The sequence below is a fragment of the Marinilactibacillus sp. XAAS-LB27 genome (genome assembly GCF_036039175.1).
Lineage (GTDB): Bacteria > Bacillota > Bacilli > Lactobacillales > Carnobacteriaceae_A > Marinilactibacillus.
The window spans coordinates 21,822-36,482 of the sequence record NZ_JAYXKP010000002.1 but is presented as its reverse complement, the minus strand read 5'-3'; the positions used below and the strand labels follow the sequence as shown (position 1 = coordinate 36,482).

At 33.7% G+C, this 14,661-nt stretch carries 9 protein-coding genes; 8 read left to right on the top strand and 1 reads right to left on the bottom strand.

Annotated elements, in window-relative coordinates; translation table 11 throughout:
• The first annotated feature begins 21 nt into the window (after nt 1-21).
• The 6 genes from VXN63_RS03885 to VXN63_RS03860 all read left to right on the top strand — a co-directional run bounded on the left by VXN63_RS03885 (nt 22) and on the right by VXN63_RS03860 (nt 10,995).
• Nucleotides 22-2,976: a GW dipeptide domain-containing protein gene (locus VXN63_RS03885; RefSeq protein WP_327756662.1), complete on the top strand. Its 2,955-nt coding sequence runs from the start codon at nt 22-24 to the stop codon at nt 2,974-2,976.
• A 13-nt stretch (nt 2,977-2,989) separates the two neighbouring features.
• Nucleotides 2,990-5,875, top strand: coding sequence for a GW dipeptide domain-containing protein (locus VXN63_RS03880; protein WP_327756661.1), 2,886 nt, complete (start codon nt 2,990-2,992; stop codon nt 5,873-5,875).
• A gap of 198 nt (nt 5,876-6,073) precedes the next feature.
• On the top strand, nt 6,074-7,009 hold the full coding sequence (locus VXN63_RS03875) for a glycosyltransferase family 2 protein (RefSeq protein ID WP_327756660.1): 936 nt from the start codon (nt 6,074-6,076) through the stop codon (nt 7,007-7,009).
• A gap of 47 nt (nt 7,010-7,056) precedes the next feature.
• Nucleotides 7,057-8,241 (top strand): hypothetical protein, encoded by a 1,185-nt coding sequence (locus VXN63_RS03870; RefSeq protein WP_327756659.1) that lies wholly within the window; start codon nt 7,057-7,059, stop codon nt 8,239-8,241.
• Between the two features lie 242 nt (nt 8,242-8,483).
• Nucleotides 8,484-10,001, top strand: a complete 1,518-nt coding sequence (locus VXN63_RS03865) for a lipopolysaccharide biosynthesis protein (RefSeq protein ID WP_327756658.1) — start codon at nt 8,484-8,486, stop codon at nt 9,999-10,001.
• Nucleotides 10,002-10,011: 10 nt separating this feature from the next.
• Nucleotides 10,012-10,995: a glycosyltransferase family 2 protein gene (locus VXN63_RS03860; RefSeq protein WP_327756874.1), complete on the top strand. Its 984-nt coding sequence runs from the start codon at nt 10,012-10,014 to the stop codon at nt 10,993-10,995.
• Nucleotides 10,996-11,272: 277 nt separating this feature from the next.
• Here VXN63_RS03860 and VXN63_RS03855 read toward each other — a convergent pair whose 3' ends face one another.
• Entirely contained in the window at nt 11,273-12,037 is a 765-nt protein-coding gene (locus VXN63_RS03855) for a hypothetical protein (protein WP_327756657.1), read from the bottom strand.
• A gap of 431 nt (nt 12,038-12,468) precedes the next feature.
• Between VXN63_RS03855 and VXN63_RS03850 the strand changes: the two genes are divergently transcribed.
• Nucleotides 12,469-13,440 (top strand): LCP family glycopolymer transferase, encoded by a 972-nt coding sequence (locus VXN63_RS03850; RefSeq protein ID WP_442915295.1) that lies wholly within the window; start codon nt 12,469-12,471, stop codon nt 13,438-13,440.
• 26 nt (nt 13,441-13,466) lie between these two features.
• Entirely contained in the window at nt 13,467-14,636 is a 1,170-nt protein-coding gene (locus VXN63_RS03845; RefSeq protein WP_327756656.1) for a nucleotide sugar dehydrogenase, read from the top strand.
• Nucleotides 14,637-14,661: the final 25 nt, after the last annotated feature.

Sequence of the window (14,661 nt, the reverse complement as noted above, 5' to 3'; positions counted from 1 at the left end):
ATTATCGGGGAGAGATTGTTATTGAAAAAAGGATTCAAATTTAAATGTAGTATGATTACCAGTATAGCCGTACTATTAGTACCTTCGTATTTGTCACTTAGTCAAATAAACGTCGTAGCACAGTCAACCGATCAGCCAGTCGAGTACTCAGAAAGTAATGACTCACTAGTTAGATTGGAACAATACATAATAGATACAGATATTGAATCGGATAAAACGGATATTTTACCAGCGGATTCAGTTGATAGTATTTTTGGATTAGAAGGCAATTTATTTAATGGAACGTGGACATTCGAAATAATTTCTAAAGAAAATGGCGATTTTTATGTAACAGATTCGTTAGGAAATACAGTAGTATACCAAATATTAGTAGATGAACCTCTAGAAATAGCTTTTGAACATGCAAGTGATAACTCCTCATATAGCTTTTACTTTGTATCGCAAGAGAATATAGATCATCTAATATATGATCTGACATCTTTAGCTTTAGACGTACCAGAAACGTCTGAAGAGGGACTTGAAATGGAAGAGCCGGAAGAATTGAAGGAAGAAATAGATGGAAATATTGTAAATGAGGAAGTAGAAGATATTGAGTCGCTTGAAGAAGCTACCGAAACAGAAACTGTTCCTGAATCTAGGTTGGAGTCATTAGATGATTATGATAAAACGAATGTAGAACTCAACGAACCTGCTCCTGAAGTTGAAATTGCAGAAGGTATCAATGGAAATGGGATGAAATTCCAGGTTAAAACTTCAAGCATTGTCCAGAATGCCACAAGATATTATATTGTCAATGCTGGAGAAACTTTAGCTGGTATAGCCAGTAAACTTGGTTTGTCTGTACAGAATTTACAAACCTGGAATAAGTTGAGTAATAATACCATTGTCACCGGACAAGTTTTGTCTATTAATGGTATTAATGTATATGATCGTGTTGATGAAGAAAATAGGAATTTTTCTTCAAAAAATGAATTTGTTCAATATATGTCTTCAAGAGCTAAAAGTGTTGCTCACGAACAAGGAAAAGAACAACTTTATGCGTCTGTTATGATTGCACAAGCCTCACTTGAGAGTGATTATGGGACAAGTACTCTAGCTCAAAATGGGAATAATTTGTTTGGTATGAAAGGCTCATACAACGGATACTCAATTGTCAAAAGGACTTGGGAACATATCAACGGTGTTAACACTTATGTTGATGCTGATTTTAAATTCTATCCTAATTTTTCTAGCTCCTTAAATGATAATGCCAGTAGACTAAGAAATGGTGTCAGTTGGGATAAGAATTACTACAATGGTACTTGGGTTAGACGTACTTCTAGCTTTAGAGATGCTACAAAATGGCTGACGGGGAGATACGCAACAGATCCTAACTATAATAATAAATTGAATACAATTATTAATACGTATAATTTACTTCAATATGATCTTGACACAGTGGATGTTAACTATGAAGCTGAAATATTGCAGCGATCTTTTTCCATAGATAGCTTGCCTTGGGGAAGTACGGATACTAGAAATGTAGGGAATACTACTGAACTATACGGAAGAAAGGTAAGAGTTATTAGAGAAAACCAGAACCGAGCTTACGCACTCATTCAATTAGACGGAGAAGATTATGGGTGGGTAGATAAACGTGCATTTGAATTAGTCTTATCGAAGCCTGTCAACTATGAAGCGGTAATAGTTAGCCCAAATCATTCAATAGATAGCTTGCCATGGGGAACAAAAGGGTATATTAAGCAGTATTCTTCAAACGAGTTTATAAATGGTCAAATACTTGAGGTTACGGAAGAAACAACTAATGGAGCTTATGCAAAGATTTCTCAAAATGGAGCAATCAAAGGTTGGATTGATAAAAAAGCAATAATTGGATTCGATTCAGTTAAAGTATCCTATAAAGTAAAAATAAACTACTCAGGACATTCTATTGACTCTTTACCGTGGGGAACGGCGGGATATAAAAATATTGCCAGTTCTTCTGATTATCTAGGTACTTCTCTCGATGTAGTAAGAGAAGCGAAAGATGGAAATTATCTTCTGCTGAGTAATAACGGTAAGGCGCTAGGATGGGTAGATAAAAGAGCGATAGAATCTTTTGAAACTAAATCAATTTCTTACTCAGATACTATCAAACATGGAAACTACTCTATTGATACGAGACCATGGGGATATAGTGGTTACGAGAGAAAAGAGTCTAGCAGTAAATACATCGGTAATACTGTCGAAATTATGCGAGAAACGACCAATGGAAGTTACGCATTTATTGTTAAAAACGGTCGAGAATTGGGATGGATTGACAAACGTGCTTTTGATAGAAAACAAGTTAATTATCAGTCTGTTATTAGCAATCCAAGATTCTCTATTGATAGTCTTCCGTGGGGAGAAAAAGGATATAGAGTTTTAGGAAATTCTAGTAACTATATTAATCAAAACATTACAGTTATTGCAGAATCAAATAACGGTGCCTACGTGTTGATCATTTTAAAAGGTAAAGCGCTGGGGTGGGTAGACAAGCGTGCAATTGAAACGTTCGGTACTGAAGCAATTACCTATAAAGAGACAATCAGAGAAAGTAATTACTCAATTGATTCGAAACCATGGGGATATAACGGTTTTAAAAATATTAGTTCCAGTTCAATTCTGGTTGGTAAAGAAGTTCATATATTAAGAGAAACAGCAAATGGTGCCTACGCTTACATTGAGCTTGATGGTAAAGCTGTGGGGTGGGTAGATAAAAGAACCTTTGGAAGGAATCCAGTCTCTCCAAACCAATATGCAGTTATTAATAGTGGCTATTCCATCGATTCTCTTCCGTGGGGAGAGCGAGGGTCCATTAAAATTGGAGATAGTATGAACTATGTAGGGCAAAGTGTTCGGATTGTACTGAAAAGTAAGAATAACGCGTATGGCCTTGTTATATTAAATAATAAAGAATTAGGCTGGATTGATATGAGAGCCCTAAAAGCGAATTAAAAAGGAGTAAAAAATGAAACAACTAAATAAAAGTATGACAATTCTAAGTGTTGCAAGTTTATTGGCCGTCAATATTGCTCAACCAATGATGGTTAGCGCAAATAGTGATTTTTCAATTGCCGACGTTGACGAAAATCAAGTGGAACAAAATTTAGAAACAGCCGCTGTAGATTTTTACGAATGGTTAGAAATTGCCGAAGAAGCAGAATTAACAGGATTATTTATCTCAGAAGATGAAAAGAGAGAACTATATAATGTAGAAACAGGTGAAACGCTTGAAACTTCGCTTGAAACGTACAATAACAAAGAACTTTCAATTGTAAAGAAATCGCAAGTTGAAGAAGAAATTGTCTATTATGCTCAAATTGAAGAAAATCAATTATTATGGTTATCTGAAGCTGAAGTGGAGCTACTTGATGTAGATACAGATAACGAAGAATCAGAAGATAAGCCAGCTGACAGCGAAGAAAATGCGGAATATACTGACACAGAGGATGGCCTTAATGAGCAAAATTCCGATGGAGAAGAACAAGAAACAGATGTGGAAGAGCAGGATCCAAATGATATAGAAGAAACGATAAGCGTTGATGAACAGGAAGAAGACAAGGAAACACAAGAAGTAGAAGAAGAGATACTAGAGAGTGAAGAAGCACCGGTTGAAGAAAAACAAGTTCGCTCATTTATGAGAAGTTTACCGGCTCCAGAAGAAAGCACTACTAACGAAGATAGTATAGACAATCAAGTTAGAACATTATCTACCAGAGTGAATAGTAGAGATATTCAGTACCAAGCTGATATTAAAGTTTCTGGATATTCTATAGATACAGTTCCTTGGGGATATGAAGGATACAAAAAAGTTGGAGACAGTGCTTCTCATTTAAATAAAAGAGTTAATGTTTTAAGTGAAACCACTAATGGTGCTTATGCTAGAATTTCACTAAATGGTAAAGAGCTTGGATGGATTGACAAACGAGCGTTTAACATGGTTGCTGTAGAACCTTATAAGAGAACCATTGTATTATCAGGCTACTCAATTGATTCAGCTCCGTGGGGAAGTTCAGGATCGTATAAAATTTCAGATACAATTGATCAAATCTTCAATGAGATAACGGTGGTTGGTGAAAGTAAAAGTAGAGCATATGTTTATGCAATTAGAAATGGCGTAGGAATTGGATGGATTGATAAGCGAGCGCTAGATAACCCAACACCGATAGACAAAAAAGTCATTACTTCTGAAACGCACTCGATTGATTCAGCACCTTGGGGACAATCTGGATATCGTCAATTGACAACATCTAAAGCTAATATATATCAAGAAGTAGATATTATGCTGAAAAGCCCGAATGGTGCATACTCTTTGATAAGATCAAATGGTAAATTTCTTGGATGGATTGATAACAGAGCTTTGAATAATAGGATTGAGAGAACGACCTTGTCTATTGTAAGGGGCAATCATAGTATTGACTCACTACCTTGGGGAGACAATGGTTATAAAACGATTGGATCAACAGCAGAATACTTAAACAAACGAGTAGATATTATGGCAGAGAGTAATAATCGCGCCTACGTATTAATTGCATACAATGGCAAGCAAGTTGGATGGATTGATAAACGAGCATTAAGTATTAATGCTCCGTCTTATCCTTCCGTTATTATTAATTCCGGCTTTAGCATCGATACTTTGCCATGGGGAACTCCAGGGTCTCAGCGAGTTAGTTCTACAAGTAATTATGTATCAAAAAATGTGAAAATAGTATCAGAATCCAATAATGGTGCCTATTTATTAGTTGTTGAAAATGGAAGAGAACTGGGATGGGTAGATCATAGAGCTATGGCTAGAGCAGAGAATATGCCGAGCAGTCTTCCAGTAAATTACTCAACTACGATTGCAAAAGCGGGTTATAGTATCGATACTCTACCATGGGGTGTTAATGGCTACCAAAACGTTAATTCAACTAGTAACCTACTTGGAACGCAAGTTAAAGTGACTCATCATTACCGAAGTTATGCATTGGTAGAAGTGAATGGAGTAAAATATGGTTGGGTTGATCAGAAAGCGTTAGGCACCTCACCGCGTCCTCAAACTGTTAGTGGTCAGCAAAATGTTTATTACAATGCAGTAGTACAAGGAAATTACTCTATTGACACGTTACCGTGGGGCATGAATGGCTATCAACAAGTATCACATACGAGCTTAATTGCTGGTAGAACTGTAAAAGTACACAATATAACAAAAGGCTATGCATACATTAGTTTAGAGGGAACTGATTACGGATGGGTAGACAGAAAAGCGCTAGGAGCGCCGACTGTCTACATTGATCCTGGTCATGGAGGAAGATTCTCTGGGGCTTCAGTAGGTGGAGTACATGAAAAAACATTAAATCTTTCCACTGCGAAAATTCTAAATGATATGCTAGTACGTAAAGGATATAATGTGATAATGACTAGAACTTCTGATGTACAATTCGCGCAAACTCTTACACCTGATTTGATTGCTAGATCTAGAATGGCCAACAACGGGAATGCTGCAATATTCATTAGTATCCATTACAATTCTTTAGGCGTGGGTAGTTCTGCGAAGGGTATCGAAACTTTCATTCAGAACTCATCTTATACGCAAAATAGAAATGAGTTTAACACGAACGATCCACGTATTAATTCAAGTTTAAGATTAGCTGATACAACGCACAACAAGCTGATATCTTACACAGGTATGTATAACAGAGGTGTTAGAGCTCAAAGCCTAAATGTTTTACGTAACACAGATATGACAGCTGTTCTTTACGAATTAGGGTTTATGAGCAACTCCTCTGAACTCGCAAAAGTAAGAACGAGACAATATCAAGAAACAGCAGCAAGAGCGATTGCTGATGGAATCGATCAATACTTTTTAAGATAAGAAAAAAGACCGCAGCTTAAAACTGTGGTCTTTTTCTTGCAATACAACCAAATAAATTATCTGAGTCATTTGAAATATGTTACAATATACAAGGTCATTGACTTGAAGTTAACGAAGAAAATAGAGAAATAAATAATATTTTCTGATACATATAAAAACTTCAATCAGCTGTAAAAGAGGAAGGAAAATAAGCTAACTATGAATAAAATTGCAGTACTCATCCCTTGTTATAACGAAGAATTAACAATTGGGAAAGTAATAAAAGACTTTAAAAATCAACTACCTGAAGCAGATATTTACGTATATGATAATAACTCTACAGATCAAACAGCGAGCATAGCTTTAAAGCTAGGTGCCATTGTAAAGATGGAGCCTAGACAAGGTAAGGGCAATGTTATAAGACAGATGTTTTTTGATATTGATGCTGATTTATATCTAATGGTTGATGGAGATGATACTTATCCGGCTTCGGCTTGTCATAAGTTATTAGAACCAATAAAAGATGGTAAAGCTGATTTAGTGATTGGCGATCGTTTATCTAACGGAAGCTATACAAATGAAAACAAAAGGGCTTTTCATGATTTCGGTAACGATCTTGTTAAAAATACGATTAATAAACTGTATAACTCGAGAATTAATGATGTTATGACTGGTTACAGGGCATTCAGTAAGATATTTGTAAAAAGTTTTCCTGTTACTAGTACAGGTTTTCAAATTGAGACAGAGTTTACAATTCATACTTTAGATAAGAAATTTAAGTACGTTGAAATACCGATTGATTACAGAGACCGTCCGGAAGGTAGCGAATCTAAACTTAATACATTTTCAGACGGATTTAAAGTCATCATGACGATAATTAAAATGTGCAAGGATTACAAGCCATTTTTCTTCTTTTCCATCTGGTCAGTACTTTTTTTATTGATAGGTCTTATTACAGGGCTGCCGGTCATTATAGAATTCGTCCAAACTGGCTTCATTACAAAAATACCTTCATCTGTATTAGCTACTGGCTGTATGATATTTTCTTTGCTTATGTTGATAACAGGGTTGATACTGGATACAGTTGTTTCACTTTATAAAAAGGATTATGAACTTTATCTTCATAATTTTTATGATCGAAATGAAACGAAGTAATTTGTAAATTAGGATAAATTGACAGTAATTAAGATTGGATTGAAAACATGAAAAAAACAATTATTCAATATTTTTCGATGGTTTTTGCGTTTGTTGTTCTATTAACCGTTGCCTATGCAATCCCAAATAGTGCATTAGAATCCAAAGCAGAACATTCTGTCTATACGATAACAGAAGAAAAACCCTATAGACTAATCAATCCGGAAGATTATGGCTCTAGGTTGGACAACTCGACTGATCGGTTAATGATTAATACAGCACTAAAGGGTAATAGTAATGCATTGTATGAAGCCATGGATAACTCTAATTACGCTAGGTACTGGCATGGATATCAAGTGTTCTTGAGGCCTCTATTAGTCTTTATCAGCTATTCATCTATAAGACAGCTTTATGGATTTGTATTAGTAATACTTATTGGTTTAGTATTTTATTTATTAACTAAAAAATTAGATGTTTTTATAGGATTAAGTTTTTTAATGTCACTAATGTTTGTTAGGTTCTATACGTTTTTCTTAAGTATGCAATTCTCGAACATATTTATTGTTTTGTTTATAGGATTAATTTATTTGTTGACTAGAGAAACAAAATATTTCATTAAAGAATATTTTGTTGGTTTTTTCTTTTTAATCGGAGCAGTAACCAATTTTATTGATCTTTTGACGGCTCCCCTGATAACCCTAGGTGCCCCAATGATTATTATTTATTACTTGAAAGCAAAAGATGAAAAACTTTCTTTAATAGAGCTGCTAAAACAGCTTGTAGGAAATTCATTTTTTTGGGGATTAGGGTACGGTATCACTTGGTTATTAAAATGGACGATTGCGAGTGTAGTTTTACAAAAAAATATTATTTCAGATGCGATAACTCAAATATTATTCCGGACTGAAGGAGACGAAAGTTGGCCGATTAGTCGACCTTATATGCTGAGAATCAATTTTGAATTGATGTTTAACAAGCTCAATTTATTAGTGATAGGGCTAATAGTCGTAGCTCTAGTCTGCTTCCTCTTCATGAAGAGGAAGACAATTAAAAGAGGTATCAATCTTTATCTTTTAGGAATATTATCTATTGGTATGATGCCTTATGTATGGTATTTGACACTTGCCAACCATTCTCAAATACATTTTTGGTTTACTTATAGACTTCAATTTGTTACTGTATTTGCTTTACTATCAGTATTCTCGTTTATAGTCTCTAATAGGTGTAAAAATTCTTTGATTGAGAATCAGTGATAGAGGTCTTAAATAATATTTAAATAGTAATTGATAAAATACGTTTATTAGTTATCTATTTTAAAAACCGTTATTAACTTTTGACTGATTCGCTGTATCTTAGTACCATTTATTGACATATGTATATCAAACAATATAAAATCTTTAGATAGATCACTTTAATTTAGAACATAATATCGTTCTACGAAGTAAATGTGAAATTACGTAGTCGACAAAATAAGTGTAAAACGAAAAGGTGTAAAATGAGTAGAATAGAATTTGCAAAAAAGAATATAAAGTATGGATATATTGGTACAGTGTTAAATCTATTATTAAAATTTGTATCTAGAACGGTTTTCATCTACGCACTAGGAGCAACCTATCTAGGTGTAAATGGCTTGTATACAAATATACTATCGGTATTATCATTCGCTGAACTAGGTATCGGCACAGCTATGAATTATAGTTTATATAAACCAATAGCAGAACATGACAAAGAGAAAATCAAATCTCTGATGAGTCTATACAAAACAGCTTATCGGTGGATTGCAATCATTGTAGCAGTATTGGGATTGGGTATTATACCTTTCTTACAGTTCGTTATAAAAGATCCTGGTAGCATATCAGATACTGAATTAATTGTTTATTATTTGATTTTCTTGTTCAATACGGTTAGTAGCTACTTTGTTTCTTATAAATATAGTTTAGCTAACGCTGAGCAAAAGAACTATATTCAAACGAATATACGCACAGTATCTACAGTTATGGTAGTACTAGCTCAAATTCTAGTACTTCTTTTCTTGCAAAACTTTTTAATTTATCTATTGGTCGGAGCTTTTATAGAACTTTTAGAAAAAGTTTATGCCAATTATTACTTAAATAAAAAGTATCCGATGCTACTTGAGAAAAATGTAAGAAAGTTAGACTCTGAAGAAGTCGAACCTATTAAAACTAATATCAAAGCGCTTGTCTTTCACAAGATAGGAGAAATAAGTGTTTATCAATCCGACAATATCGTGATTTCTTCGTTTATTAACATTACTGTCGTTGGACTAGTTTCAAACTATAATCTCTTAATTTCTTCAGTAACTCAGTTAATTAATATTATCTTTAACTCACTGATTTCGAGTTTCGGTAATTTAATCGCCACAGAAAGTATTGAGAAACAGCTTAGACTATTTAAGGTATATAGGTTTGTCGCTTTTTGGGTATTTGGATTCTCCTCCATTGCCTTTATCATTTTACTTTCGCCATTTGTAGAACTATGGATTGGTAGTGAAATGGTCATCAATCAATTAGTTATTTACTTAATTATCATTGATTTTTATGCAAGAGGACACCGTATTGTTGTCAATAATTTCAAAATCGCAGCAGGAGTTTTTGCTGCCGACAAATACGTCGCAATCTTACAAGCGGTAGTCAACTTGGTGATCTCAATTATCTTAGTGCAGTATATCGGTTTAGCAGGAATCTTTATTGGTACAGTTATCCAAGGCCTAATTGCAACGGGTATAAAACCATATATCGTATATAAAAACATCTTTAAACAAAGTGTAAAAGAATATTATGTAGATTCTGCTGTCTACCTGTCTATCATGGCATTAACATTGTTTCTACTGGAAATGATAAAAAATCAATTATTGTCTACAGTTAACTGGATTAATTTCATTGGTATGGTCGTAGTACTTACAGTAGTGGTTAATGCGATTTTCTTTATTCTTTTGAGAAAACGAACAGAATTTCAGTATTTAAAAAATATTATCTTGAAAAAGAAGGAGTAAATAAGTGAAGATGAGACCTTCAAATCCGCTAGTTAGTATCATGACACCTTGCTTCAATGGAGAAAAGTTCATACAAAAATTCCTAGAATCAGTATTGAGTCAGACGTATGATAACATTCAGTTAGTCATTGTAGATGACGGATCAACTGATCGTACAAAAGAAGTTATATTATCTAATTCGGAAAAATTTAAGTCAAAAGGTATTCTATTAGATTATGTTTATCAAGAAAATGCTGGACAGGCAGCAGCAATCAACAAAGGGTTAAGTCTTGCACGTGGAAAATACCTGACATGGCCAGATTCCGATGACTACTTCTCAGAAGATAGCATTGAAAAAAGAGTGGCAATACTAGAAGAAAATGAAAACTACGATTTTGTACTAAACAAGACACACTTAGTGAATAGTGATAAGAATTTATTAGAAGAGCTTATTAGACCAGAAGGTACAAATAGAAATCTATTTGATGATATGATTTTTGAAAAGAACGCAATTTTTCACGGGGGAGCTTATCTTGTTAGAAGAGATGTTTTGATGTGTAAATTGAAAGATGGAAAAATTTTTGAATCTCGTGCCGGTCAAAATTGGCAGTTGATATTGCCAGTAGCTTATCAAAATAAAATCAAGTACTTGGATGAACCATTATTTTTTGTCTATGTTAGAGAGGGGAGTCATTCTAGAGGGGAAAGAAGCTTTTCATCCGAAATAAAAAAAGCCGAAAATCATGAAATTATTTTAAATGAAGTTATCGATTCAATAAATGAGATACCAGATGAAGATAAAAAAAATTACAAAAAAAAAATTCATCTCAAATATCTAAGAAAAAAATTAAAAATATCTTCTGAATTTGAGCAAAAAAAAGAGAGAAATGTATACTATAGTGACTTAAAAAAAGTGGATACTCTTACGCTAAAAGACCATATGTTGTTTCTTGAAGGTTCAAACAAGCTAACGAGGAAGTTCGTTAAAATTTTTAGAAAAGTGAGATACAGTTAAATTACTTCTAGATATTAGATCTTCAAGGTCAATTCTCTTACTAAATAAAATCCATTTTATATTAGAGCAGATTTTTTATTAGTTTGTTTATATTAAGAGAGCATATCACTTGGAGTATGCTCTCTTTTATTCGTATGAAGAAAAGACCCTACTGCTTAAAAGAGTAGAGTCTTTAACGTGACAATAGCAATTACCAATTTATAAGGATTTGGTAATTGTATAAAAGTCAAAACACCTTTGTGTAGAGCTTGTTTTGAATAATCTTGTCACAATTTAATTAATATAAGGGTTTATTATTATTTCGCTCGGCATAGTACGTTCTCATAAAGGAAACGGCAGCTAGTAGTAATAGTGTTCCACCGATTAATTCCAGCGATTCTTCGTAAGGAGAATCCATAATCGTATAACTGATAGAGTGGTAGCGAGGTCCAGTGTACATAGCTTCTACCTCAGGCCCACCGAAATTAACGATAATCGCAACAATCTCTCTACCTACGACCATATACAAGTTATTTTCGAATACAGCTTCAAAAGCACTACCAATAAAGGAAGAACCAGCTGCCAAAGCATAGAAAAAGAAACCACTCAATAAAAATACTTTCGATCTAAAATAGTTCTTAAGTGCTTTATGACCATATCTTAAATAGGCATATACTGGAATAGAACCTAGTATTCCAAAATAGATCAGTTCAGTAACGGTTCCCCATACACCTTGCCCGCCATAAGTCTCTCCAACAAAAAGCTGTACGTAGTGGCGAATAAAGTGTCTTGGATCTCCAGCATCTTCAATCAGTAAATATAACACGGCAATACTAAAAACGCCCCAGAAACGTTTATTTATACGATCTCCAAGCATAGCATTTCGTGCACTATACAGTGCGGTGAATCCCAGAAAACTGTATTGCGCAAACTCAAAAGGTCCACCATTTAAATACCAGTGATGCCAGAAAAAAGGTCTTTCCCAGTTGTTTTCAACCAAATAAGTTCTAGAACCAAATAAGTTAAAAACATCTATTGCTAATATTCCTAGTATAGTAACCAAAAAAATACTGCAAGTGATTATTATAACCTTTTTTCGGTAAGCTTTGTAAATATCGTCGGTCTTTCATGTTCCATTTCAATTAACACGCTCTATTCTAATATATATTGGAATTGTAAAATTTGTGTAAATTTTGCAAGACTTTAATTATTATAAAGTAAAATCGGTGTAAATTCAAAAAAATTACAATAAAGTATGAATGGCAATGCGTTTTCAATTTAAATCAAATAATTTGAATTTGTACAAAGTATTAAATTTATATAAGTACTCCGTAATATATATTTGAAAATATATTCGAGTTATAATTTAAAATTGGTTTGTAAAAAACACAATTTTTATAAATTATTCACATCTAACCTATTGTTTGAAAGCATTAAACTGTTACAATAGGTTAGACTGTTTTACATACGTAGTACAAAGAAAGAGGGATAAATATGGAAGAGCAAGGTAAAGTTAGAAGAAAACGAAAAGGGAAGAAGAAAAAGTCTTTATTTAAAAGAATTATGGTGATAGTTCTATTAGTTCTTGGGGTGCTAACTATTCTAGGTTTATTTGTAGGTTGGAGAGTATATAGCGATATTCAGTCATCTACTGAAGATATGTACATTCCTTCAGATCACGAACAAAAAAGGGAAAGGCCTGTAGTAGTAGACGACGGGACGGATGCTTTTTCGATTTTGTTAATGGGTATTGACACAGGAGATGACGGTAGGGTTGAACAAGGTCGTTCAGATACGATGATGGTTATGACTGTTAATCCCAATTCAAAAAAAACAACTTTAGTTAGTATTCCTAGAGATACGTACACTGAAATTGTAGGGCGCAATACGATGGATAAAATAAATCATGCGTATGCGTTTGGAGGTACTTCGATGTCTGTAAATACTGTACAAAATCTATTTGATATTCCGATAGATTACTATGTGTCAGTTAATATGGAGGGGTTACAACAAATCGTTGACGCAGTAGGTGGAATCACGCTAACACCTCATTTGACTTTTGAACAAGGTGGATATAATTTTAAAAATGGTCAACAAATGAACATGAATGGGAAAATGGCTCTAGAATATTCAAGAATGCGTAAAGAAGATCCTAATGGCGATTATGGTAGACAAGAAAGACAGCGAGAAGTAGTTCAAACAACTATCAGAAAGATGGCTTCAGTTGATTCCGTTTTGAATTATAGAGCTGTTCTGAATACTTTAAGTGCTAATATGCAGACCAATTTAACATTTGACGATATGATAGATGCATTTACTAAGTATAACTCTGCAATCACTACGATTGATCAAGAACAGTTGTCAGGTACTGGTCGACTTCAAGATGGAGTTTATTATGAATTTATACCAGATGAAGAAATACAAAGAGTTAGTACTATCTTTAAACAGGAACTCGAAATCTACTAAAGATACTACTTGAAAGGAAATGCTTGATGAAGATTACAGTAGTTGGAATGGGATATGTAGGTTTGTCTAATGCTATTCTTCTAGCGCAAAACAACCAAGTGAAAGCTTTAGAAGTTATAGAAGAAAAAGTAAAGATGATTAACAACAAGGAGTCACCAATAGTTGACAAAGAAATTGAAGAATTTCTAGTAAATGAAAAATTAGATCTTGAAGCTACTTCAGATAAAAATATTGCCTATGCTCACAATCCTGAATATGTTATCATCGCTGCGCCTACAAATTATGACGACAAAAATAACTACTTTGATACCTCTTTAGTGGAAGTAGTGATCGAAGATGTATTGAAATTTGCTCCAGATGCTACGATTATCGTGAAATCTACTATTCCGGTTGGATATACAGAATTAGTTAGAAAAAAATATAATACTAACAGAATTATTTTTTCTCCTGAATTTCTTCGAGAGGGCAATGCTCTGTATGACAATCTCTATCCAAGTAGAATTATTGTTGGAGAAAAATCGGCTCGTGCGCAGAAATTTGCAAATCTTTTAGTAGAAGGTGCAATCAAAAAAGATATTCCAGTTTTATTAATGGATTCTACAGAGGCAGAAGCAGTAAAACTTTTTGCAAATACGTATTTAGCCCTACGAGTGGCTTACTTCAATGAATTAGACACTTACGCTGAAGTACATGGTTTAGATACTAAATCCATCATTGATGGAGTAGGTTTAGATCCACGTATTGGAGATCACTATAACAATCCATCATTCGGGTATGGAGGCTATTGCTTGCCTAAAGATACAAAGCAGTTATTAGCGAACTATGATAAAGTGCCTAATAAAATTATTGGTGCAATAATTGATGCTAATAGAACAAGAAAAGATTTCATTGCAGAACAGATTCTAGCCAAAAACCCTAAAAAAGTTGGGATTTATAGACTGGTTATGAAAGCTGGTTCAGATAATTATAGACAAAGTTCAATACAGGGAATTATGAAACGTTTGAAAGCTAAAGGCGTTGAAGTAATTGTTTATGAACCTGTTCTAGAAGATAAGCTATTTTATAATTCTATAGTAAATAATAATCTAAAAAGTTTTAAAGATGAAGTAAACGTTATTGTTGCTAATCGTTTAACCAACGATTTAATAGACGTCAAAGAGAAAGTATACACTAGAGATTTGTATAATTTAGATTAAGATAAATGAAGTCTCCTAATTTTGA

Bases quoted from the DNA above. Each gene is read 5' to 3' on its own strand.
- VXN63_RS03880 (WP_327756661.1), top strand. From the start codon at position 2,990: ATGAAACAACTAAATAAAAGTATGACAATTCTAAGTGTTGCAAGTTTA.
- VXN63_RS03875 (WP_327756660.1), top strand. From the start codon at position 6,074: ATGAATAAAATTGCAGTACTCATCCCTTGTTATAACGAAGAATTAACA.
- VXN63_RS03870 (WP_327756659.1), top strand. From the start codon at position 7,057: ATGAAAAAAACAATTATTCAATATTTTTCGATGGTTTTTGCGTTTGTT.
- VXN63_RS03865 (WP_327756658.1), top strand. From the start codon at position 8,484: ATGAGTAGAATAGAATTTGCAAAAAAGAATATAAAGTATGGATATATT.
- VXN63_RS03860 (WP_327756874.1), top strand. From the start codon at position 10,012: ATGAGACCTTCAAATCCGCTAGTTAGTATCATGACACCTTGCTTCAAT.
- VXN63_RS03850 (WP_442915295.1), top strand. From the start codon at position 12,469: ATGGAAGAGCAAGGTAAAGTTAGAAGAAAACGAAAAGGGAAGAAGAAA.
- VXN63_RS03845 (WP_327756656.1), top strand. From the start codon at position 13,467: ATGAAGATTACAGTAGTTGGAATGGGATATGTAGGTTTGTCTAATGCT.